General features: G+C 30.0%; 29 protein-coding genes. 6 read left to right on the top strand and 23 right to left on the bottom strand.

Annotated features, from left to right (window positions below; translation table 11 throughout):
* Positions 1 to 4 precede the first annotated feature (4 nt).
* Positions 5 to 559 (bottom strand): SiaB family protein kinase, encoded by a 555-nt coding sequence (locus tag B8978_RS00550; protein ID WP_242950446.1) that lies wholly within the window; start codon positions 557 to 559, stop codon positions 5 to 7.
* A 177-nt stretch (positions 560 to 736) separates the two neighbouring features.
* Between B8978_RS00550 and B8978_RS20125 the strand changes: the two genes are divergently transcribed.
* Both B8978_RS20125 and B8978_RS20120 read left to right on the top strand, forming a co-directional pair.
* On the top strand, positions 737 to 1,228 hold the full coding sequence (locus B8978_RS20125) for an MCP four helix bundle domain-containing protein (protein ID WP_242950445.1): 492 nt from the start codon (positions 737 to 739) through the stop codon (positions 1,226 to 1,228).
* A 63-nt stretch (positions 1,229 to 1,291) separates the two neighbouring features.
* A complete protein-coding gene (locus B8978_RS20120) occupies positions 1,292 to 2,257 on the top strand; it encodes a methyl-accepting chemotaxis protein (protein WP_242950443.1) in 966 nt (321 codons plus the stop codon).
* A gap of 60 nt (positions 2,258 to 2,317) precedes the next feature.
* On the opposite strand, the gene B8978_RS00540 is transcribed toward B8978_RS20120, so the two are convergent.
* The 11 genes from B8978_RS00540 to B8978_RS00490 form a co-directional block, all read right to left on the bottom strand.
* A complete protein-coding gene (locus B8978_RS00540) occupies positions 2,318 to 2,800 on the bottom strand; it encodes a DUF3201 domain-containing protein (protein ID WP_084113332.1) in 483 nt (160 codons plus the stop codon).
* A 74-nt stretch (positions 2,801 to 2,874) separates the two neighbouring features.
* Entirely contained in the window at positions 2,875 to 3,468 is a 594-nt protein-coding gene (locus tag B8978_RS00535) for a TetR/AcrR family transcriptional regulator (RefSeq protein ID WP_242950442.1), read from the bottom strand.
* Between the two features lie 8 nt (positions 3,469 to 3,476).
* Complete coding sequence (locus B8978_RS00530; protein WP_084113330.1) at positions 3,477 to 4,928, bottom strand: phytoene desaturase family protein; 1,452 nt, start codon at positions 4,926 to 4,928, stop codon at positions 3,477 to 3,479.
* 142 nt (positions 4,929 to 5,070) lie between these two features.
* Positions 5,071 to 5,787, bottom strand: coding sequence for a sulfite exporter TauE/SafE family protein (locus tag B8978_RS00525; RefSeq protein ID WP_084113329.1), 717 nt, complete (start codon positions 5,785 to 5,787; stop codon positions 5,071 to 5,073).
* A 176-nt stretch (positions 5,788 to 5,963) separates the two neighbouring features.
* A complete protein-coding gene (gene rfbD / locus B8978_RS00520; protein ID WP_084113328.1) occupies positions 5,964 to 6,824 on the bottom strand; it encodes a dTDP-4-dehydrorhamnose reductase in 861 nt (286 codons plus the stop codon).
* Positions 6,825 to 6,867: 43 nt separating this feature from the next.
* Positions 6,868 to 7,392, bottom strand: coding sequence for a GNAT family N-acetyltransferase (locus B8978_RS00515; protein WP_084113327.1), 525 nt, complete (start codon positions 7,390 to 7,392; stop codon positions 6,868 to 6,870).
* A gap of 56 nt (positions 7,393 to 7,448) precedes the next feature.
* On the bottom strand, positions 7,449 to 7,898 hold the full coding sequence (locus B8978_RS00510) for a GNAT family N-acetyltransferase (RefSeq protein ID WP_084113326.1): 450 nt from the start codon (positions 7,896 to 7,898) through the stop codon (positions 7,449 to 7,451).
* Between the two features lie 73 nt (positions 7,899 to 7,971).
* Positions 7,972 to 8,787 carry an MBL fold metallo-hydrolase gene (locus B8978_RS00505; protein ID WP_084113325.1) on the bottom strand — a complete coding sequence of 272 codons (816 nt, stop codon included), beginning with the start codon at positions 8,785 to 8,787 and terminating at the stop codon, positions 7,972 to 7,974.
* Positions 8,775 to 9,299, bottom strand: coding sequence for a cysteine hydrolase family protein (locus tag B8978_RS00500; RefSeq protein ID WP_084114389.1), 525 nt, complete (start codon positions 9,297 to 9,299; stop codon positions 8,775 to 8,777). Before B8978_RS00500 ends, B8978_RS00505 begins: the two co-directional genes overlap by 13 nt.
* Before the next feature lie 35 nt (positions 9,300 to 9,334).
* Positions 9,335 to 10,096 carry an SDR family NAD(P)-dependent oxidoreductase gene (locus B8978_RS00495; protein WP_084113324.1) on the bottom strand — a complete coding sequence of 254 codons (762 nt, stop codon included), beginning with the start codon at positions 10,094 to 10,096 and terminating at the stop codon, positions 9,335 to 9,337.
* Between the two features lie 4 nt (positions 10,097 to 10,100).
* The gene (locus tag B8978_RS00490) at positions 10,101 to 10,517 is read right to left on the bottom strand and encodes a MerR family transcriptional regulator (protein ID WP_084113323.1); all 417 of its coding nucleotides are present in this window, start codon (positions 10,515 to 10,517) and stop codon (positions 10,101 to 10,103) included.
* A 336-nt stretch (positions 10,518 to 10,853) separates the two neighbouring features.
* On the opposite strand from B8978_RS00490, the gene B8978_RS00485 reads away from it, so the two are divergent.
* Positions 10,854 to 11,315 carry a MarR family winged helix-turn-helix transcriptional regulator gene (locus tag B8978_RS00485; protein WP_084113322.1) on the top strand — a complete coding sequence of 154 codons (462 nt, stop codon included), beginning with the start codon at positions 10,854 to 10,856 and terminating at the stop codon, positions 11,313 to 11,315.
* Positions 11,308 to 12,081 (top strand): nitroreductase family protein, encoded by a 774-nt coding sequence (locus B8978_RS00480; protein ID WP_084113321.1) that lies wholly within the window; start codon positions 11,308 to 11,310, stop codon positions 12,079 to 12,081. The genes B8978_RS00485 and B8978_RS00480 overlap by 8 nt, the downstream gene beginning before the upstream one ends.
* A gap of 130 nt (positions 12,082 to 12,211) precedes the next feature.
* On the opposite strand, the gene B8978_RS00475 is transcribed toward B8978_RS00480, so the two are convergent.
* From B8978_RS00475 to B8978_RS00460, 4 genes are all read right to left on the bottom strand, one after another.
* The gene (locus tag B8978_RS00475; protein WP_084113320.1) at positions 12,212 to 12,742 is read right to left on the bottom strand and encodes a dihydrofolate reductase family protein; all 531 of its coding nucleotides are present in this window, start codon (positions 12,740 to 12,742) and stop codon (positions 12,212 to 12,214) included.
* 67 nt (positions 12,743 to 12,809) lie between these two features.
* The gene (locus B8978_RS00470; RefSeq protein ID WP_084113319.1) at positions 12,810 to 13,340 is read right to left on the bottom strand and encodes a GNAT family N-acetyltransferase; all 531 of its coding nucleotides are present in this window, start codon (positions 13,338 to 13,340) and stop codon (positions 12,810 to 12,812) included.
* A complete protein-coding gene (locus tag B8978_RS00465; protein WP_084113318.1) occupies positions 13,330 to 14,022 on the bottom strand; it encodes an MBL fold metallo-hydrolase in 693 nt (230 codons plus the stop codon). Before B8978_RS00465 ends, B8978_RS00470 begins: the two co-directional genes overlap by 11 nt.
* An 18-nt stretch (positions 14,023 to 14,040) precedes the next feature.
* Positions 14,041 to 14,517, bottom strand: coding sequence for a GNAT family N-acetyltransferase (locus B8978_RS00460; protein ID WP_084113317.1), 477 nt, complete (start codon positions 14,515 to 14,517; stop codon positions 14,041 to 14,043).
* A gap of 101 nt (positions 14,518 to 14,618) precedes the next feature.
* On the opposite strand from B8978_RS00460, the gene B8978_RS00455 reads away from it, so the two are divergent.
* Positions 14,619 to 15,236, top strand: coding sequence for a HutD family protein (locus tag B8978_RS00455; RefSeq protein WP_084113316.1), 618 nt, complete (start codon positions 14,619 to 14,621; stop codon positions 15,234 to 15,236).
* A gap of 19 nt (positions 15,237 to 15,255) precedes the next feature.
* Here the strand turns inward: B8978_RS00455 and B8978_RS00450 are convergent, their stop codons facing one another.
* Genes B8978_RS00450 through B8978_RS00440 form a run of 3 tightly spaced genes read right to left on the bottom strand, consistent with a single transcriptional unit; the run spans position 15,256 to position 16,504 of the window.
* Positions 15,256 to 15,720, bottom strand: a complete 465-nt coding sequence (locus tag B8978_RS00450; protein ID WP_084113315.1) for a low molecular weight protein-tyrosine-phosphatase — start codon at positions 15,718 to 15,720, stop codon at positions 15,256 to 15,258.
* A 45-nt stretch (positions 15,721 to 15,765) separates the two neighbouring features.
* Complete coding sequence (gene msrB / locus B8978_RS00445) at positions 15,766 to 16,260, bottom strand: peptide-methionine (R)-S-oxide reductase MsrB (RefSeq protein WP_084113314.1); 495 nt, start codon at positions 16,258 to 16,260, stop codon at positions 15,766 to 15,768.
* Positions 16,261 to 16,288: 28 nt separating this feature from the next.
* Complete coding sequence (locus B8978_RS00440) at positions 16,289 to 16,504, bottom strand: DUF4351 domain-containing protein (RefSeq protein WP_084113313.1); 216 nt, start codon at positions 16,502 to 16,504, stop codon at positions 16,289 to 16,291.
* Between the two features lie 151 nt (positions 16,505 to 16,655).
* Between B8978_RS00440 and B8978_RS00435 the strand changes: the two genes are divergently transcribed.
* Complete coding sequence (locus tag B8978_RS00435) at positions 16,656 to 19,631, top strand: DEAD/DEAH box helicase (RefSeq protein WP_084113312.1); 2,976 nt, start codon at positions 16,656 to 16,658, stop codon at positions 19,629 to 19,631.
* Positions 19,632 to 19,675: 44 nt separating this feature from the next.
* Here B8978_RS00435 and B8978_RS00430 read toward each other — a convergent pair whose 3' ends face one another.
* From B8978_RS00430 to B8978_RS20115, 4 genes are all read right to left on the bottom strand, one after another.
* Entirely contained in the window at positions 19,676 to 20,059 is a 384-nt protein-coding gene (locus B8978_RS00430; RefSeq protein ID WP_084113311.1) for a (deoxy)nucleoside triphosphate pyrophosphohydrolase, read from the bottom strand.
* A gap of 201 nt (positions 20,060 to 20,260) precedes the next feature.
* Positions 20,261 to 20,413: a DUF3427 domain-containing protein gene (locus tag B8978_RS00425; RefSeq protein WP_176212558.1), complete on the bottom strand. Its 153-nt coding sequence runs from the start codon at positions 20,411 to 20,413 to the stop codon at positions 20,261 to 20,263.
* 19 nt (positions 20,414 to 20,432) lie between these two features.
* Entirely contained in the window at positions 20,433 to 21,251 is an 819-nt protein-coding gene (locus B8978_RS00420; RefSeq protein ID WP_084113309.1) for a DEAD/DEAH box helicase family protein, read from the bottom strand.
* A gap of 2 nt (positions 21,252 to 21,253) precedes the next feature.
* Positions 21,254 to 21,589, bottom strand: coding sequence for a phospholipase D-like domain-containing protein (locus B8978_RS20115; protein WP_084113308.1), 336 nt, complete (start codon positions 21,587 to 21,589; stop codon positions 21,254 to 21,256).
* Positions 21,590 to 21,735: the final 146 nt, after the last annotated feature.

The raw sequence follows: 21,735 nt of genomic DNA, 5'->3' as shown, positions 1-21,735 counted from the left end.
CACCTCATATTAAGACAGTTAACGTATAATAAGAATAACTGTCGTCTATTTTTTCAAATTTATATTGAATTTTATTAGCAGTTTTTCTAGCAATTTGAATTAATCCAAGTCCTGCTTTTTCATTCTTCATATCAATTTCTTTTCTTGATACTTCTCTAAAATAACTTCTAAGTTCTTCTTCATTCATTGATATTATTTTATCTAATTTTTCTTTTAATTTTTCAACATCATCATTAAAAATAATGTTTCCAGAGTTTATACAATGTCCGTTATCATCACTCGAAATAGCTATTACTCCAGAACCCGCAATAACCGAAAATTGTTCTGTATTTTCTTTTGAAACTTCATATTGTTTTATATTTTGTGTTTGCTCAACAAAAGTAAAAAAAACAGAACTAATTTTACTTTTTGCTGCTTGCTGAAGCTGAAGCCTTTGTTTTAATGCTAACCCAAGTTCTTCTATAAGTCCTTGAGAAAATATTCCTGAAAATATAAATTCAATATTTGATTCTTTTAATTTTTTTTGAAGTTCATATATTTGGTTTTTCAATGCTCTCACTCCTATTATATATATTATATTTATATTTATTTTTATTTTTTAATTATACAATACTTGTTATGTAAAGACAATTTATGCTAAATCGTTTTCAAAATTGTGATTCTCTTGTTAATTTAATTAAAAATCCTTCGATAATAGAGCTACAGGCTCAATTTATAATAAAAGGGGGATAAAAAAATGAGTTTTAAAAATATGAAATTAACAAACAAAATCATTTTAGGCTTCAGTACAGTTTTACTTTTAATTGTTGGCATTTGTGCCTTCTCCATAGTAAGGATCAGTCAAATAAATTCTTCTTTTAAAGAAGTAACTCAAATCGATAATAAAAAATGTCAGCTTGCTTATGCAATGAGAGGTGATATATATGCAACATCATTAAGTATTAGAAACCTTGGTATTAGCTCAAGTCCTGACTATATAAATTCGCAAAAGAAAATAATTGATTCTAAATTGAGTGACTATGAAAATAAAAAGAATCAACTAAAAAAATTGATTGTTACTGATGCAGGGAAAAAGGCAATGAAGGTAATTGAAAGTAATGAAAACGTTTCGCTGCCTCTTTTTAATAAAGCAATAGCTATAGGCTCAGCTTCTAATGTCTCCACTGCTGAATTAGAAGATATTTTCAATCAATTTAAAGGCCTTTCAGAAATTGCAGATAAAATTTAAAAAGGCGATTTTACTTTCAAATTAAAATCTAATTCTAAGGATGAAATAGGCCAGACAATTAACTTGCTAAATAATGCAATAGATACGCTGAAAAACACAGTAGGTACAGTAAAAAATGAAAGCATCAATATTACTGAAAGCATTAGGAAAACGGAAGAGATGTTTAATGATGTTAACTCACAAATTGAACAGGTTTCTGCAGCTACAGAAGAAATTTCTGCCGGAATGGAACAATCTTCAGCTTCTGTTCAAGAAGTAGCTTCAATGTCTTTCACTGTAAAAGAAGAAGTTAATACTTCTGCACAAAAAGCTAAAGAAGGACTCTCCATTGCTTTGGAAATCCAAAAAAAAGCTGATGAAATAAATGCCAGCTCCTTAAAGTCAAAAGAAACTGCTGACAAGGTATATGATAAATCTAAAATTAAATTAGAAAAAGCTATAGAAGATTCTAAAGTTGTTCAAAACATATCTGAAATGGCAGACAGTATTTTAGATATTGCTGAACAAACTAATCTTTTAGCATTAAATGCAGCAATTGAAGCTGCAAGAGCTGGTGAGCATGGAAAAGGTTTTGCTGTTGTTGCAGAAGAAGTCAGAAAGCTTGCTGAACAATCATCAGCGGCAGTTAATGAAATCCAATCTAATGTAAAAAAAGTTTTATCAGCAGTAAAAGACTTGTCCACCTCCTCAAGAGATATATTAAATTTTATAGATAAAGATGTTAAAAATGATTATGAAAACCTTGTGAATGTAAGTATTCAATATAAAAATGATGGTACTACAGTAAAAAATATTGTTGAAAACTTTGCAGAAATATCAGAAAACATATCAACTTCTGTTGATCAAATTTCAAAGAGTATGGACGAAGTTGCAACTGCCGTGTCTGAAGTTGCCAAGACATCTGGAGAAATTGCCGAAAATGTCACAATTGTTACTGAACGTACTGATTCAATATGTTCTGAAACAAAAAACAACTCTCTAGGTGCTGAGAAATTGCTAACTTCTATAGAGAAGTTTAAAATAGATTAGTCATCAAAAAATCCAAGGATTTTATTCAAATGAAAGCCTTGGATTTTTTTATATTGGGGTTTATATATAGGTTTCAAGCTCTGTTAATTCATTAATAATTTTTATGATATTGTTTATATAATTTTTTTCTATTTTGAATCCTATCCCAATTTCTTTTTCTTTACTCATTTCAATTCTTTTTCCTATATCCTCAACCTTTAAAGTATCATTATAAAAATCATTTAAATATTCTTCAATGCCGTACACTTCAAATTTATACTTCAATAATCGACTAAAATCATATTTGATGGCTTTATCCCTTTTCATCTTCGTTTCAATAAATATATATTTTATATCAAAACCAATATCACAAAGTTGTGCTACTGTTATTACAGGAATAGGAAAATACTCAGTAATCCAATTGCCACTTTTATCCTTGATTGAATGATTATTATAAAAACCTTTTTTGCTTGCATATCCATTTTTTTTTAAATCATTTTGAATATTTTCACACCATTTGCATATTGGTTCATATATGTTATTTAGCACTTCTATATATTCCACAGTTGTCAACTTCCCCTCATAATATTATACAAACAATTCATAAAGCGTTTTTTAAACATACTTATCCAGGTATTTTATGCTCTAATAATATCCGTTACCCAGCTACTTTCTGGCAAAGGAAGCTCTGGGTGGAGAGCAAAACTTTCAGCAATACCTTGAATAGCACCCCAATATGCCACAGCAAGAGCTACAGGATTACCTTTTTTTATTTCTCCAAGTTTCTGTCCCCTTTCAATGATGGGAATTACGGGATTAATGGCATCAAAACTTTTTAGCATTTCTTTAACGCTTTCTGGTGCAACTTCTGAATTCACTGTTTGCGCCATAAGTAAAAACATTTTTGCAGTAATTGAAGAAGTTTTTAGTGAATCAAAAATACTTTCAGTTATATTTTGAAAAATTTCTATTGGAGATCCTGTTTGGAAATCTAACTTCAACACGTTTCCTGGACCCTCTATTCCAATCCTCACCAATTCCTCATAAACTTCTGCTTTTGATGAAAAATAATTAAAAAACAACCCTAAACTGATTCCAAGCTTTTTTGCTATATCCCGTATCTTAGTAGCTTCATATCCACGACTCACGATCATATCAAGGCTACATAATATTATTTGATTTCTTCTATCTATTCTTTGCTGTTCTCTTTTGTTCATACTATTGCTGTTCACCTTCCGTTTTATATATACTTCTGCACTGAGCTTGCTGCAGACTTACCACTTGCAACTGCTGTACAAATTCCGCCACCTACAGTTGTCCACTGTCCACTAAGATACAAACCCTTAACTCCTTTTACAGTTTTGCTTATATTTTTCTTCAGCAATTCGGGCGTAGGGACAAAACCCTCCCAGGAAGCCTTATAAAGATTTGCATAGCGTATATATGTTGCGGGCGTTGCAACATCGGTCAACTCTATTGAAGCTTTAAAACCTGGAATTCGATGATCTAGATAGTCTGCTACTTTATCTGCAAGTTGCTGCTTCCTAATTCTATATTCATTTATATTCGTATCTCTAAGATTCTTCCAGAAATCTAGTTTTGATCCTAATAGCACCATAACACTACTGCAATTTTCAGGAGCAGCTGACGGATCAAATTCAAAGGATCTTAAATTTAAACTGTAATCCACAAAATCAGGTGCAGTCTGAATACCTTCAGGGCAATCAAAGGCCTGAGAGTAAGGTAAATTAAAACGATTATTAAGGCCAAAGGATACAAGTACAATTGGATGAAAAAGTTCTGCTGATTCAAGCATAGAATCAAGCTGTGGGTGTTTATATCTACCTCCAAGCATATTTTTCAAAGTATCATACATGTCACAAGCTGCAATAACTGCATCAGCAGGATATAAATTCCCCTTTGATTTTATGGAAACGGCTCTCCCATTTTCAATAACAATCTCATCAACTTTTGAGTTGAAGTTTATCTTACCTCCAAGCTGATAATATTTATTTTTCATTCTGCTGATTACTCCATAAGATCCACCAATAGGATAACCTGCATTGTTTCCCATTCGTGTACCTAACATCATAATAAGTGCAACCATTGAGTATTGAGGTGACATTAGTTCATAAATTAGTTTCTTTATTACTGGATCTTTAAATCTTTCTACATATGATTTAACTGGAATCCCAACATATTTTCGGGCCAAACTTAAAAATCCTCGGCTATCTTTTAAAAGGTTTGTTAATTCAGATATGTTCGAAGGTGGTCCAATTGGCATTTGGGTATCTCTCATTGTTTCAATAAGATGACAAAAATCATTTATTAAATCACTGTCTTCAGGAGAAAGTTTCAACATAAAATTCTTAAATTCTTCAAGCTGCATTGGAATTTCATAAAAAGTGCCATCTATCTCTATCTTTATTGATTTTGAATTATATATCTCTGTATCCTCTACAAGAGCATCAACCTCACGGTATATCTCATTAATAGGATTCCCAGGTGCTGTTCCAACCATCCAGTGAATACACCCATCAAATCGGAACCCTTTGCGATTCCATGCAATACACATTCCACCTGCTTCACCGGAAATCTCAAATATTTCTGTCTTCACTCCCATTTTCTGAAGGTGAATGCCTGCACTCAAACCAGTTAGTCCAGCTCCTATAATGATAACTTTACTTCCCATAATCCACACTCCCCAAAACTATTTTATATTAAACATTTGTTCATTGAACATTTGTTTAATATAAGTATAATATAAATTTTACCAAATGTCCATATCTTTTTGTAATGCCATCAGCCGTGTTATGTACTGAAATGATACAAATCTATAATATAGCTGATATAGAAGTATATACTCCTAACAGTGCTATTAATAAAATTGTAATATTCCTAAATATGCGTTCATTAATTTTAGCTGACACTACTATACCAACTAATGCTCCAATTACAAGGGCTAAAAGGTATACTATGGTAAAATGCAAAACTGAAACATTAATAATGCCTTCAAAACAAAAAAGTATAACTGCAAAAACATTGGTAATTAGGCCAAAGAAAGTAAGGTTTGCTCTAAATACGTCCTTTTCTGTATTTTGATTTGTTAAAAACAAAACTATGGGAGGTCCACTAAGACCCGCACTTCCATTTAAAATTCCACTTAAAACACCAACAACGCCATATGATATTCTTTCATTTTTTATCTTGATTTTAAAATCTTTAAACATGAAAAAAGCAGTAATGACACTAACTATTCCTATGATAAGCTTCAAAATTTTAACATTAACACAAATAAGCATATAGGTCCCTATAGGTGTTGCTATTATTGCAAATATAACTAAATACATGATTCTTTTAAAATCAATATGACTTCTGGATTTGTATACGATAATAATATTTGTTATAAGACTACAAATAACAATAATAGGAGTGATATTCCTAAGTTCAGGTATAAAAAAAGAAAGTAACGGAACTGCTATTAATGCAAAGCCAAAACCTGTGACCCCTTGTATAAATGAAGCAAGTAAAATTGATATAAATCCAAACATATTGAACACCCCCCAATATTGTATAGAAAACGATTTCTATATATAGAATATACCGTTCGTTTTACTATGTCAATCTCCCAGCAGGTACTTGAATTTTTACGCTTGCAAATGTCCATATCTTAGAGCCTGTTTCAAAAAAATATAGATAGACTCTTCAGCAGTCTATCTAATGCATGCTAGATTTCTTCGATTTTAAAAAGGTATTCTTTCAAGAATCTTTTTAAAGCATCCTTCCAACAAGGTAATATCTTAAATTCGTTTTGGACTAATTTACTCTTATCCATTCGACTATTTGAAGGTCTAATTGCTTTTGCACCATACTCTTCACTAGATACTGGAATAATTTTAATTTTTTTATCCGTATAAGCAAAAATTTCTTGTGCAAATTCATCCCAGGAGCAAGATTCCTCATTTGAAACATTGTATCTTCCATATTTATCTGTCTGAATCATATCAACCATAACTTTTGCAGCATCCACAGTATATGTTGGGGAACCAACTTGGTCAGATACCACAGTTATTTCATTGTTAGTTTCAGCAAGTTTCAACATAGTTTTAACAAAATTTTTTCCGTTAATTCCAAATACCCATGAAATTCTAACTATAAAATATTTATCAAGTAAACTTTCAACTGCTAACTCTCCTTGATATTTGCTTTTTCCATATTGACTAACTGGTTTTCTTTCATCATCTGGTTTCCATGGTTCTGTACCATGACCACTAAACACATAATCTGTGCTTACATATAATAGTGTTATACCATATTTCTTACAAGCCAAAGCAATATTTTTAGTTCCTTCTACATTGATTAGATTACATTTATCTATTTCAATTTCTGCATTATCAACCGCAGTATAACCGGCACAATGAATAATTGCATTAGGTCTTATATCTTCTATTGTCTTAAACACAGCATTTTTAACTGTTATATCACAATCTTTTGAACCAATGCCAACTACATCTATACTTCTTTTCTTGAGTTCCTTTATAATATCGTATCCTAGCTGCCCTGTTGCACCCGTTACTAACACTTTCATTAACTCTGCATCCTTTCATATGTATATTCAATTAGAATGTTAATCATAATCTATCGTTTATCAATTCATAAGATGGATGATATAATCCTGTAGGTTCATAATAGTTTTTTCCTATATACCTGAACCCAAGTTTTGTCAAAAGCTTTTCTGATGCTTCATTTTCTGGATGATGACCAGCATACAATTTTTCTGCTTTTAAAACTGTAAAGCCATAATTAATTACCAATTTTGAAGCTTCAAATGCATAGCCCATTCTCCAATATTTTTTGCACAGATGAATTCCCATTTCGTAGGAATTAGCTTCAGATTTAAAAGGTCTAAGACCACAGCATCCAATAAGTTCCCCTGAAGCAAGTTCAAAAATAGGCCAATACTGAATATGATAGTGTTTTTCGTTAAATATTTCTGTCCCTAATCGATTGCTAATATCTTGATTTGAAAACTTACCATTTGCACAAATGAATCTGGTAACATCTTGGTCTCCCCATAATTGAATCGATAAATTTAAATCTGTATCCTTCCATTTTGAAAATCCAATTCTATTTGTTTCCATAAAAAAGTCTTTCATTTTTACACCTCCAAATTCGCATTATGTCAGGCTTAACTTGGAATTTGTTAACACATTTATATATTTAAATGATATATAAATGCATCTTCAGTAGGGTTATCATAATAACCTTTATAAGTTTCTACATTTATAAAATTAAAATCACTAAATACCTTTTGCATTGGATAGTTTGTAATTCTCGTCTCTGCTCTAAAATCTTTCATTCCTTCTTTTTTCATTTCATTTATCATTGTTTCTAATAATTTATGAGCTAATTTTTGTCCTCTAAAACAGCTTTTAGTTCCAATGTTGGTAATTTTAACATAATTTTTTTCTTTTCCCCAATTGTATATCATTAAGTATGCAATTATTTCATTATTTTGTTTCACTAAATAAATAATATTATGTTCTAAATCCTCTAAAATTTCTTTCCATAAATCATCATCCCAAATATCTATTCCAAAGCATTCTCTATCTAACTCTAATAATTCATTTTTATCTTTTAAATCAAACTTAGTTATTTCCATAAATTGTCCCCCCTTAACCGTACTGTAATATTATTGACTCTTGCACTTGCAATTTATGGACTTCGTGTCATATTTATAATTTTTCAAGCATCTCATAACTCAATGTACGAAATATTTGACAATAATTTTGAAATCCATCCTGCCCGATAATATAAATATTTGGCATATAGTACATTCTTGTTTTTGAATACATAATACGTTCTAGGCCATTATCTACAGCTGTATGATTGCTTAAAGCAACATCTACCTTTCTACGTGTTGCTTCACTGATAAAGTAATCCAATGACCTTAGATATTGTTTCACTCCATTTTTTGTCCACGGTGGTGTCGTGCCTCCCCATAATGCTGCCATATGTATTTCTTCATCTTCTTTTACAGGGAATATGTAACTTAAGCCTCCCGGAGTATGACCAGGTGTACCGTAAACATATATTATTTTATCACCTAATGTTATGGTATCGCCATCCTGAATATAAGCATCAATTTTGAAATCTTTCCACGTTTCCGGCCTATCAGGTTTTGTTGGATGTTCTTTCCAAAAAACATCATCTACTTTAGAAAGATATGTATCAACATGATATTTTTCAACAAACCATCTTCCACAGCCTGTATGATCGACATGTCCATGCGTCAATACCAATTTTTTTATTGTATCAGGATTCCACCCTACATCTTTAATCGCATCTATGATTGCCTCAAAAGCTTTTTTTACTGGCCAAATAGCGTCTATTACTATGAGCCCATCACTTGTCTTTAATACAAAACAATTTGTTTGTTTTTGTGCAACAATTAGTAAATCATCAAAAATCTTAGCATGTGTGAAAAACGACATATCTTCCATTTCTCTAATTGTTTCTTCCGTAATAACTGGTTTATTTAATCTATCCATTTTTTAATTGTTTCCTCCAATGAAATACATTCTGCATATCTTCCATTCCACATAAATTCATTGTAGTATTCATAGCTTTGCTTAGCTGACATAAACTTATTATTAACTGTTGTATTTGCATATGCTGGAACTATAATATTAAATCCATGTTCAAACCCACATTTTATAGTAGCATCAATACAATAATCAGTTTGAAGCCCTACGATTACTATATCTTTTTCTCCCTTATTTATTAGATATTCTAATAATCCTGATTCTTTAAAAGCACTATTAACCGTTTTATCAAATATCTTTTCATCATTTATCGGTTGAAATTTTTCATATATTTCAAAGTCATCATTTCCTTTTGTTAATTCATTTCCTACTCCATCATCATGACGTACATATATTACTTCAATATTATTTTTTCTAGCCTCATGTATTATTTCTTTAACATTAGACACAAACCTATCAAATTCATATAGTTCTTCATTTGTTATTAATTTTTGTGTATCAATTACCAATAAAACCATTTTAAAACATCCCCTTTTCAAATTGTATTATTATCCTATTGCATCATCCATAAAGTTACCTTATTTAAAACGCTAACGGGCAATATCTTAGAACATGCTACCATAATTCTATTATACCAGCCTGGTATAATTACTCTTTTTCCACGAAGCAATTTACAATACACACTATCGACTACTTGATTTGCACTCATTACAGCTACTCCAAATAATTTTGTTTTTTCTATTCCTGCTTTTATTGCAAATTTAGTATTAGTAGCTCCTGGACATATAATTGTTGCTTTTACACCTGTTCCTTGGAGTTCACCTGCTAATGCATTAGTAAATGAAAGTATAAATGATTTTGTTGCTGAATACACTGCATCTGAAGGAGATGCTATAAAAGATCCTGTTGATCCGATATTTACAATATGCCCATAATTATTTTTTAGCATTTCTTTTAATAACACCTTGGTAAGTTTTATTAATGATGATATATGTACTTGAACCATTTCTAGTTCCCGATTTATAGAGGTTTCATGAAATAATCCACATTCATTAAAACCAGCATTATTAATTAAGATATCTACTGTTAAATTCCATTCTTTTAAGCTTTGTTCTATTATGTTTATTGCATTTTCATCATTCAAATCACAGGTGATATATTTAACATTTTTATTTGCACCTAATTTTTGGGCTTGCAAACTTAACTTTTCTTGATTTCTGGCAACCAAAATAACATTATAACCTTCTAACACAAATTTTTTAGCAAAGGCCTCGCCAATTCCACTTGTAGTTCCGGTAATTAAAACTGTATCCATAAATTCACTCACTTTCTTTAAACATTTTCCATTCATCTAAATATGTGAGGTTACTACAATTTTGTTTTTTAATTTTTTCGTAAAAGCTCAATTTGGAATTTATCAGATTCAATCCATTTTGAATGTATTCCATATCTTTAATCATTTTTTGTTTATATTCTTCGATAAGGTTAATTCTTTGATCAATAGTACTACTTCCTTCTAGCAAAAGTTTAACATAAATCTTAATACTTTTAACTGGAACATTTGCAGACCTTAAACACTGAATCATCTGAACCCAAGTTATATCCTCTTTACTATATTTGCGGCTTCCTAGCTCATTACGACATATTGACGGAATTATTCCCTCTTTTTCATAATATCTTAATGCAGCTGTAGATAAGCCTGTAATTTCACTTGCTTCTTTAGCTGTATAGTTCACCTTGTATTCACCTCATCTCTTACAATAAACTATGAAGTGCACTTCAAGTCAATGATAAAATTTCAAAGGAATCAAAATAACTAATGTAATTTTTAGTAGTTTTATCCTCATTGCACATGTTATTTTTTATTTAATTATTATAGCATACCTCCAAAAGTTTATAAACTTATTACACCACAGGGTTCATCTCCTTTGATACTAGCAAGAATTATCAATAACTGATTATGCGGATGAATCTTAAAATTCCTAACCAATACTTTTTTATTATGATAATAGCCTTGACAAAATACAAAATAATGAATAATCTATAATTAGAGTTCTAATTATAGATAGGAGGTGAGTGTAATTAAAAATTTTGGTATTCTAACAGAAAAAATTGCATGGCTTTTTCTAGAGTGGAGAAGATTTAACCAAAAAAGATTGGTTAGCTATGATATTACCATTCAACAAAGGGCACTATTAAATGAGCTTAATAAAAATGAATTTCTATCACCAAATGAAATAGCAAACTACTTGCATTGCGACCGGCCTACTGCTTCAGTTATCATTAAGAACCTTGAAAAGAAAGACTGGATTTATAGAAAAAAAGATGAAAAAAATGCAAAATTTCACAAAATACTAATTTCGGAGAAAGGTAAAGAGATTTTACAAAGTGTTAATTCCTCAGTTCAACCACTTACAATAAGTCCATTTGATGTGCTAACATCTGAAGAAAGTGAGCAACTATTTTATTTACTAAAAAAATGTGAAGATAGAATGAATGAAATAAAAGATTCAAAGGAGAATAATAATGAATGAAATATTAGAAACAATAAATAACCTACACGCTGTGCATGGAAATTTTACATCTAAGGCCATTGAAGATGAAAAAATTAAAATTATTTTAGATGCTTGTGTTAACGCTCAAAATGCCTCAAATAGACAGAGCTATTCAATTATAGTAATAAGAGGTGAAGATAATGTGCAAAAAATTATTAAATGTGGTTACAAATCGCCAATTGCACTGCTTTTCTGTGTTGATTTTAATAGAATACATGATATAGGAGAGCACCTAGGTTATCCAAGTGACAATGATAATTTAGTTAGCTACTTAACTGCACATACTGATACTGTTTTAGCAGCGCAGACTGCTATTATAGCAGCAACTTCACTAGGCCTAGGAGCTCTTTGCACAAATAGTATACATCATTTATATCGTAAAAATCTTGCTGATTTGTATAAAGAATTAAATTTACCAGATAAACATTTTTTCCCTGTTACTGCTGTGTTATTGGGTTATGAAGACAAAACTAAAGCCCCTCACCATAAAAGTGGAAGACTTAAAAACATCGGGGTTGTACATTATGATACCTATAAAAAACTGACAACAGAAGAAAAGGAAGAGATAATAAACACTGTAAATAATCCAGAAAATCATTTTGGCGTAAAAGGAAGAGAAAACGTTAATTGCAATACTTACCTTGAATTCTACTATACCAAGTGGGCACCACCTAGAAATGCTGAAGTGGTTAAAAAAATGGATAATATGTTATATGAAAAACTAACATCATTTATTAAAAAATAATTTTTAACTCCTTTTGAATTGTTAATGAAATAAAATAATTGTTCATTTTATTTCATTAACTTCACAATCTGGGGGATTGACCACCTATAATTATTAATATAAGAAAATTGTGAATTAAATTTTAATTGTTTTATTTCACCTCGTAATGGAGTTCTACAAATTGATTGAATCTCCTTAGCCCCTTTAACTTTAGTTCTAACTCAAAATCATTTTTTTTAAATAAAGGTATTCCATGACCTATTAGTGTAGGTGATATAGTAATAACAAATTCGTCAACTAACCTTTCTTTAATAAAAGAATTTAGAAGAACACCACCGCCAACAAGCCATATGTTTCCTCCATCCTGTCTTTTGATTTTATTTGTAAATTCTACTACATCTTGATTAATAAATTCTACATTTTCATTCTTACCTTTTTCTGATTTAGAAAATACATAACACTTTTTATTCTTATAAGGAAAGTTTCCTTTTTCTTTCTCAATAATCCAGTCATAAGTTCTTCTACCAATTAGAATAGTATCAACTGTGTTGTAGAATTCAGAATATCCATTATCTCCTTCACCTTCAATTTTAAACAACCATTCCAAGGAATCATCTTCTGTGGCTATGTAACCATCTAAACTTGTTGCAATATATAAAACTAATTTTCTATTGCTGGACATCTATAAACCTCCATTTACTTTTATATTTGTTCAATAACAAACCATGCTTTTGCCAATGCATTCACATCTATACTTCTATTTCAAATCCATATTCGCGCAATATAATGTCATCATCGATTTTTTCTTCATAAACTCCATCTACCTGCGTAAATCCGTTTTTTGAATATAGATTAATAGCTGGTTTATTTATATCCACAACAAAAAGCCTTAAATATTTAGAATGTTTCTGCTTAGTTAGCGTAATAGCATGCTTAAGCATTATACTGCCGATTCCTCGTCTTGAATAATCAACATTAACTCCAAAGCGGTCAAGATATAATGCCTTGTCATGGGTATTTTCCCATTTCACATAACTTTCTCCAGCATTTGATTCACATAATGCAAACGCTGCAACTATATCATCATTCTCATCCACCAATAAATAAAGGCGATTTTTTTCTATATCCTCGCTAAAAAACTGACACGGATAGATCTCGTCCCAAATTTGTATGTTGTTTCTGTTCATATTATCAATTATGTTTCCATACACAGCTTTGAGTTTGGATAAGTCGTTTATATTGGCCAATCTTAAGTTATGATTTGTTCCTTTATTCTGCATAAAAAGATACCCCATCTGTCTCATAACACTTGACTTTACCATCGAAACGTTCTTCAGGTTTCCCATGAACTTTGTTTTCCATTACCTTGCCTGCTGCTGTATAAAGCAAATTAACCGTATTTGCTTCCATTGAAAGTACATTATGAGACGCATATACAGTATCGAATTCCTTCAATTTGCCTTGCAGCTTCCTCATGCTTGCACGATAGGCATTAAAATCACGACCATTTCCAAACATAAATATACTTCCAATCTGTATGCTATCTCCACCAATCAGAAAACGCTTCTCCTTTTCAAGTAATGCAATACTGCCAGGGGTATGACCTGGTATGAGTATAACCTCAAAGCAATAGCTACCAAGATTTATAACATCACCTTCCCAAATTGGCTCCATTGGTACTGTCTTTTCATTCTTACTCTTGTAATAACCAAATTCGCATGGATGCATAAATCGTCGATGGAACTTTTCTGCAGCTCCTACATGGTCACCATCTGCATGTGTAAAGATTACAGTTATGGGAAGCTTGGTTATTTTTTCTACATATTCTTTTAAATTACCATCGCCAACTCCAGTGTCAATAAGTAACGCTTCTTTATCCCCCTCAATCAAAAAACTACGAACAAATCCTTGTTCTATACAATAAAAACCTTGTCTAATTTTATTCGTTATGTAATTTTGCATTTATATCCTCCTAGAATTTTATTTTTTAAAAACAAATGACTTACAACCATTAGGGTGTATGTTTTCTTTGTAAAATGTAAAACCACATTTTTCAGTATAAAAATGGTGATTTCTTTTTGAATAATCTGGAGTTTCAACGGTCCAGCTCTTTGCAGATATATATTTTTGCTGTATATCTTTCCAAACAAGTGTTCCTAAATGTTCATTCCTATACGTTGGATCGATAAAAAGCATTTCTAAAGTATATTCATCATTGTGAGCAATTTCTATTGTATAAGCTCCAACAATATTATTTTCATATATTATTTTATAACTTTGAAAGCCCTCTTGCTCATTAAGTTTTTTTATTAATGTTCCATCATTATATCCTGTAGGCCCATCTTCTTTTAAGTTAGTGTTTATGGCGGTATCTTCATTAAATGCAGATGTCATTATCCTTGTTAGTATCTCATAATCTGTTGAATATATCTTTTTGTATTCTAAATTATTATTCATTATTGATCCCTTTCTGTTTACCAAATATCTTTTTTATATTACCTTTATTTATTATAATAAATATAAACATATTATAATATAAGAATAGAGGTAATTGATATATGAAGTATAATGTAACCTTACTAAAGCAAAAAAATTATAAACCCACTTTTTGGTCTGGAGGCATGGCTACAGAACTTACAACCTATCCATTAAATTCTGATTATGCCAGTAAAAACTTTTTATGGAGACTAGGAGTTGCTAAAATTGATATAGATGAATCTACTTTTACTAATCTGCCAAACATTTCTCGTAAACTTATGGTTATAGACGGTAAAATAACCCTTGACCATGAAAATAAGTATAAGAAAACACTTACTTCTTTTGAACAAGACGCCTTTATGGGTGACTTAACAACTAAAACTTATGGCCAGTCCACTGTCTTTAATTTAATGACAAGGGAAAATTATGATGGTGACTTACTTTACCTTAGCCTTAAACCTAACAGCCAACTTAATTTTGAATATAAAACTCCACCAAATAAAAATTTAGAAACAATTTGTTTTTACACTGTAAGTGGTAGTTTTAAATGCACTATTTATGATAAAGTTTTAGAAGCTGCATCAAAGGATTTAATTTTAATTAAGAATATAGTTTCAAGCTGTAACCCTGAGGTTATGCTTTCTAATACTGCCTTAGTAGAAGCTGATATAATCGTCAGCATAATTTATAAGAATTGATGAGACTGACTTAGGTAAGTCAGCCCCACTTATAAAAATTATGCTTCATTAAAAAACCTTCACAGCCTTGAACTATATCATCGTAAGTTTCATCAAAATTTCCAGTATACCAGGGATCAGCTATATCTCTTGGGCTTTCACTAAAATCCAAAAGCTTGTACACTTTATTTTCTGGATCTTGTCCAAATATCTTAAGCAAGTTCCTTATATTATAACTATCCATTGCTAGGAAATAGTCATACTTATAATAATCACTTTTACTTACTTGCACTGCATATTTACCTTCCACACTTATGCCATAATTAGCAAGCTTTTTTCTTGTGCCATTGTGTACTCTATTTCCTATTTCTTCTGTGCTAGTAGCTGAAGATGAAATATAAAACTCTTTTTCAATACCTCTATTTTTAACAATATCCTTTAAAACAAATTCTGCCATAGGTGAGCGACATATATTGCCGTGGCATACAAACATTATTTTTATCATATTAATTACAATCCTCCAATCCAACACATAACACCTAATAAACTACTAATCTTCCTTTGTATTCTCATCTTTGAATATTATCTCCTTCAAATACCCATATCCTTCTTTTTCCATATCCTCTAAAGGTATAAATTTTATTGAGGCACTGTTAATGCAAAATCTATTTCCACCTTTATCTTTAGGACCATCCTTAAACACATGACCTAAGTGAGTATTTCCATTTTTACTTACTACTTCAGTTCTAAGCATGCCATAGCTATTATCAGTTTTATATTTTACAACTTCCTCTACAACTGGCTTAGTAAAACTTGGCCATCCACATCCTGAATCAAATTTATCTAAAGATGAAAATAGAGGCTCTCCTGTTAATATATCTACATATATTCCTATATTATTGTTATCCCAATATTCATTTGAAAAAGCTCTTTCTGTGTTACTTTCAACTGCAACCTTATATTGAATATCCTTTAGTTTTTTCTTTAACTCATCGTCACTTGGCCTTTTATAATTTTTAGAAGCAATCATTTTTTTAATGTCCATTTATACTCACTCCTTTTTGTAGATAAGCTTATTTTACAAAATATCTCTTAAGCTCATCTAAGTTTTTCATATCAAATACATCTGTAGCAATAAGGTCTAAAGTTTCTTCTGATAGCCTTTTTATGTTTTCTTTATAACTATTTGGAAGGTATTTAAACTTTTTTACTAACATACTTATAGGAAGTTCTGCTTTTCCATCTGCATCTTTGCTTACTACCTGCAATACATCATGTACCTTCTTCATTTCATTGTTCCTTTTTGGGAAACTTATCCAGAAATTTTACTTTCAATCAAAGTATATAAATAGGATTTGATTTTATACTTTATAAATAAATCTACTTTATAGTATACTATATTTAATCATATATACAAATTTTTACGCGGAGGCACATAAAATGGACAAACCTACTAAAACAATTAAAGCTGACAATATAGCTTCATCTATTTCATTTAAGTCTATAGATGAAACCAATAATTCTAATATTAGCAGGGATATAATTGACTCTACAAAAACTGCACTAATTAATAGCGTTATCAATTCCAATTTAGCACTTATGCCTAAACTGCTAATAAATGATTATAGCAAAGGAAGCAAAGTATTAAGCGAAATCATATCTGAGCTAAATAGTTGCAGTGAATTTATGTTCTCTGTTGCTTTTATAACCAATAGTGGTATAACGCCACTTTTAGAAACCTTAAAAATTTTAAAAGAAAAAAATATAAAAGGCAGAATCATAACAACAGATTATCTAAATTTTAGTGAGCCTAAGGCTTTAAAAAAGCTTTTAGAATTTGACAACATAAATCTAAAGATGTATACCAAGGATAGCTTTCACACAAAAGGTTATATTTTTAAGAAAAGTGATCACTATAAAATTATAGTAGGTAGTTCCAATTTAACTCAAACCGCTTTAACAAAGAACAAGGAATGGAACATAAAGATATCCTCTTTAGAAGAAGGTTCTTTAACTGGTGGGGTATTAGATGAATTTGAACTTATGTGGAACCAGGCTGACTTTCTATCAATAGAATGGATAGAAACTTATGAAAAAATATATAAAAAACAAAGAGAAGCTCTTAAAAATAGCACTGTTCCAAGAATATCTCAATATACATTACATCCTAATAAGATGCAAATAGCTGCTATTTCTTCTTTAGACAATCTTAGAAGGAATGGCATAAAAAAAGCAATCCTAATCTCTGCTACTGGAACAGGTAAAACCTATCTATCAGCCTTTGATGTACGAAACTTTAATCCTCATAGGGCTTTATTTATTGTACATAGAGAAAAAATTGCAAAGCAAGCTTTAGAAAGCTTTAAAAATGTTTTTGAAGATACTTTAAGTATGGGACTTTTGTCTGGTAATTATAAAAATACAGATAGTAATTTTCTGTTTTCTACAAATATAATGCTTGCAAAAGATGAAATTTTATTTTCTTTTAAAAGAGATGCATTTGATTATATTATTATTGACGAAGTACATAAAGCTGGTGGAAATACATATCAAAAAATTATAGACTATTTTCATCCTAAATTTTTACTTGGAATGACTGCTACTCCTGAGAGATCAGATGATTTTGACATATTTAAAATGTTTGATCATAATATTGCCTATGAAATTAGACTACAGCAAGCCTTAGAAGAGGACCTACTATGTCCTTTTCACTATTTCGGCATTACAGATGTATCAATAGACGGAAATTTTTTAGATGAAGCATCACAATTTCACAATTTGGTGAGTAACGAAAGAGTTACTCATATCATTGACAAAATTAACTTTTACGGTTTCTCAGGTGATAAAGTAAGGGGATTGGTTTTCTGTAGAAATATAAAAGAGGCTAAAGAACTGTCTAACAGCTTTAATAATAGGGGTTTAAAGACACTTTATCTTGATGGAAGTAGCTCTAATAGCTTACGTGACGAAGCAATTGAACGCCTAGAACTTGCTGGTAATAACAAAAATTATCTTGACTATATTTTTACTGTAGATATTTTTAACGAAGGAGTTGATATTCCTTCTGTAAATCAAATTATAATGCTTCGTCCTACCAAATCTGCAATAGTTTTCGTGCAACAACTAGGTCGTGGTCTTAGAAAATCTGATAATAAAGAGTTTGTTGTTGTAATTGATTTTGTAGGCAATTATAAGAATAATTTTTTGATTCCCATAGCATTATCAGGTGATAATACTTATAATAAAGATACAATTAGAAAATACGTTATGGAAGGAAGTAGAATAATTCCTGGTTGTTCTACTGTGAACTTTGATGAAATTTCCAAGAAACGTATTTTTGAATCTATTGATAATACAAACTTTAATGCAATAAATTTCATAAAAGAAAGTTACAACACTCTAAAACAAAAAATGGGAAAAATCCCATCACTAATGGACTTTGATACATATAACTCTATAGATCCAATAAGAATTTTTGAAAATAATTCTTTAGGTTCCTATCATGTTTTTTTAAAAAAATATGATAAAGATTATAAAATTAACTTTTCAAAAATTCAAAGTCTATTTATAGAATTTATTTCAAAGAAACTTGCTTCTGGCAAAAGAATTCATGAATTAGAGATGCTTAAACTTGCAATATTATATAAGCACGATCTTATGTCAAAACTGAGAGAAACATTAAAATTGAATTACAACATAATGTTTAAGCCTAGTACAGAAATTTCCGTTTTTAATGTTCTTACGAATAATTTTGCTACTGGTACTGGAAAGACTACTTATAGTAACTGTATTTTTTTAAAGAAAACATCTCATGATTATGATATTTCAGAAGTTTTTGAAGATAATTTAAAAGACGAGAAGTTCAAACAAAATGTATTAGATTTACTTGAATTTGGAATATATAGGTTTAAGAAAAATTTCAGTGATAACTACCTTAATACTAATTTTAAGTTATATCAAAAATATACTTATGAGGATGTTTGTAGAATACTGGAATGGGATAAAAATGTAGTTGCAACTAATATTGGTGGCTATGCTTATAATAAAACAACCAATACTTTTCCAGTATTTATTAACTATAATAAATCTGAAGATATAAGCGATTCTATAAGATACAAAGATAGATTCATATCACCTTCAACTATAATAGGACTATCAAAACATCCTAGAAATCTTTCTTCATCTGATATTATGCATATAAAAAATTCTAAGGAAACTGGCTTAGAGATCTCACTATTTGTAAGAAAAAACAAGGATGATAAGATTTCAAAAGAATTCTACTTTTTAGGTAAAGTTACCCCTACTGGAAACTTTACGGCCATCAATATGGATATAACTAACGACCCTGCTGTAGAAATTGAATATTCACTTCATACTCCTGTTAGAGATGATATTTATGATTACATAATTTCTTAAAAAAGAGTGATGTTTTTAAGTATAAGTAAAAACATCACTTTATTTTAAATACTTAAAAGTTTTTTAACTACCTGTATATCTGCCGGAACCCAATCAAATTGTTTTGCTTCTTTAATATCTATCCATTTGGCATCATTATGTGCATTTAATTTTAACTGTCCATAGTATTTAGTACATATATAACAGTGCATTATAAGATGAAAAGTTGAGTAATCATATTCCACTGTTGTTAGATATGTATCCACATTAATATTTAACTCTAATTCTTCCTTTATTTCACGAATAAGTGCTTCTTCCTTAGTTTCTCCTTCTTCCACTTTTCCACCTGGAAATTCCCATAAATTTTCAAACTCACCATAGCTGCGCCTAGTAACAAATATTTTATCTTCATGCTTTATAATTGCAGCTACTACTTCTATTGTCTTCATATTATTCTCTCCTAAACTTCTTAGTAGTATTATTATAGCATAATTTTATATTTTAAATCTTGACAAAAGATTATACCTTTTCTGTAAATTCACTATATATATTCGCTGGAACTTGTTTTTCTAACTTAAAAAGTATTGTTATTGGCTTTTCACCAGAATATTTTACGGTGTCCCCTTTCCCCAAATAAATATATGGTTGTACTACTCCATCAATTTGTTTATACTTTCTTTTATTTCTTCTTCCTTGTGCAAGTCTACAAAAATGAAATATTCATTTCCATTTGTTATAAGCCCACTTCCTCTGAAAGAACTATGAATTTTGTTATAGTTTGATAAAAACGCTGTATCTATCATTTGCTTCTCTAAGGCGAAGTTATAATGCAACATTATTATCATAAATATCATAAATGTTGTCACTATCACTTCTTTCTGGTGTCGCTGTCATGCCTAACAAAAATTTAGGCTTAAAATAATTAATAACCCTTTGATAACTCGGACTACTACTATGATGTGCTTCATCAATAACTATGTATTCAAATTGATTCTCATCAAATTCCTCAAGACTTATATTCATAGATTGAATGGTAGAAAATAAATAGTCAGCTTCTAAATCTTTTTTATTTCCTGTAAAAAACCCCATAGTCTTATCTCTATTTTTAGCAAGCTTTCTGAATGTCTTCATTGCATCTCTCAAAATATCTTCTCTATGTACAATAAAAAGCATTTTTTGTGGATTACAATTTAAAACATCAAATGCAGCCATATACGTTTTTCCTGTACCAGTTGCAGCTATTACAATGCTTCGTTTTTCCCCATTATTTCTGATTCTATTTAAACTTTCTAAAGCCCTTTCTTGCATTTTATTAGGTTTTATAATTTCATAATCTTTAAATTCAAGTTTATTGTTTTTATTATCTTCTTTTATTCTCTTGATAAACTCTGCATATTTGATTAAAAAATTTTCATCTAACTCTGAAGTTTTTTCCCATAAACTTAAATACGCCTCCAAAATTTCCTTAGTGAAATTATTATACTTTTTAGAAATCGCTCTGATATTCCACTCAATATTACTTTTAAGAGCTCTCTGAGTAATGTTAGATGAACCTATAATTATTTTATATTCCTCTTCCATTTCAAAAACATAAACTTTAGTATGAAATCCTAATTCTTTTGTTGCTACAAAGATTTTCAAATCTATATTATTAAACTTTTAATTCTTTCTAAAGCTTTAGGTTCTGTAAAGTTCAAATATGTGGAGGTTATTATTCTCCCTTTTATATTTCTTTCTTCTAAATCTTTAAAACTATCTAATAAAAGCTGTAATCCACTAAAGTTTATAAATGCTACACTAAAATAAAACCCTATGTATTCTTTTAAACAATTTTTTAATTCATTTAGCAAATTACCTTCATTAGAGTTTACTATTAATTTGTTGTTTACAAGATATTCTGAAGTTTCTATTAATTTATATTGTATTTCAGCTATATCAATAAGATTTTCTTCTTGCAATTGTGCTTTTTCATTTTTCATATACTTAGTTCCCCTAACTATCTCTGTATTTTGCCATTATTTTACGTTAGTTCATATTCTCTAAGGTATTTTTCTAGCTCTTATAGGCTTTCAATGTCAAAAAGTCTGTTGCAATTTTATATATTGTTTCTTCTGAAAGGCTTTTT

The organism is Clostridium acidisoli DSM 12555, from assembly GCF_900176305.1.
Lineage (GTDB): Bacteria > Bacillota > Clostridia > Clostridiales > Clostridiaceae > Clostridium_I > Clostridium_I acidisoli.
This window is presented reverse-complemented; position numbering and strand designations above follow the sequence as displayed.

Coding starts and splice junctions, on each gene's coding strand:
- B8978_RS20125 (WP_242950445.1), top strand. CDS start 737: ATGAGTTTTAAAAATATGAAATTAACAAACAAAATCATTTTAGGCTTC.
- B8978_RS00530 (WP_084113330.1), bottom strand. CDS start 4,928: ATGGGAAGTAAAGTTATCATTATAGGAGCTGGACTAACTGGTTTGAGT.
- B8978_RS00525 (WP_084113329.1), bottom strand. CDS start 5,787: ATGTTTGGATTTATATCAATTTTACTTGCTTCATTTATACAAGGGGTC.
- rfbD (WP_084113328.1), bottom strand. CDS start 6,824: ATGAAAGTGTTAGTAACGGGTGCAACAGGGCAGCTAGGATACGATATT.
- B8978_RS00515 (WP_084113327.1), bottom strand. CDS start 7,392: ATGAAAGACTTTTTTATGGAAACAAATAGAATTGGATTTTCAAAATGG.
- B8978_RS00510 (WP_084113326.1), bottom strand. CDS start 7,898: ATGGAAATAACTAAGTTTGATTTAAAAGATAAAAATGAATTATTAGAG.
- B8978_RS00505 (WP_084113325.1), bottom strand. CDS start 8,787: ATGGATAGATTAAATAAACCAGTTATTACGGAAGAAACAATTAGAGAA.
- B8978_RS00500 (WP_084114389.1), bottom strand. CDS start 9,299: ATGGTTTTATTGGTAATTGATACACAAAAATTAATAACAAATGAAGAA.
- B8978_RS00495 (WP_084113324.1), bottom strand. CDS start 10,096: ATGGATACAGTTTTAATTACCGGAACTACAAGTGGAATTGGCGAGGCC.
- B8978_RS00480 (WP_084113321.1), top strand. CDS start 11,308: ATGAATGAAATATTAGAAACAATAAATAACCTACACGCTGTGCATGGA.
- B8978_RS00475 (WP_084113320.1), bottom strand. CDS start 12,742: ATGTCCAGCAATAGAAAATTAGTTTTATATATTGCAACAAGTTTAGAT.
- B8978_RS00470 (WP_084113319.1), bottom strand. CDS start 13,340: ATGCAGAATAAAGGAACAAATCATAACTTAAGATTGGCCAATATAAAC.
- B8978_RS00465 (WP_084113318.1), bottom strand. CDS start 14,022: ATGCAAAATTACATAACGAATAAAATTAGACAAGGTTTTTATTGTATA.
- B8978_RS00460 (WP_084113317.1), bottom strand. CDS start 14,517: ATGAATAATAATTTAGAATACAAAAAGATATATTCAACAGATTATGAG.
- B8978_RS00455 (WP_084113316.1), top strand. CDS start 14,619: ATGAAGTATAATGTAACCTTACTAAAGCAAAAAAATTATAAACCCACT.
- B8978_RS00450 (WP_084113315.1), bottom strand. CDS start 15,720: ATGATAAAAATAATGTTTGTATGCCACGGCAATATATGTCGCTCACCT.
- msrB (WP_084113314.1), bottom strand. CDS start 16,260: ATGGACATTAAAAAAATGATTGCTTCTAAAAATTATAAAAGGCCAAGT.
- B8978_RS00440 (WP_084113313.1), bottom strand. CDS start 16,504: ATGAAGAAGGTACATGATGTATTGCAGGTAGTAAGCAAAGATGCAGAT.
- B8978_RS00435 (WP_084113312.1), top strand. CDS start 16,656: ATGGACAAACCTACTAAAACAATTAAAGCTGACAATATAGCTTCATCT.
- B8978_RS00430 (WP_084113311.1), bottom strand. CDS start 20,059: ATGAAGACAATAGAAGTAGTAGCTGCAATTATAAAGCATGAAGATAAA.
- B8978_RS00425 (WP_176212558.1), bottom strand. CDS start 20,413: ATGATAGATACAGCGTTTTTATCAAACTATAACAAAATTCATAGTTCT.
- B8978_RS20115 (WP_084113308.1), bottom strand. CDS start 21,589: ATGAAAAATGAAAAAGCACAATTGCAAGAAGAAAATCTTATTGATATA.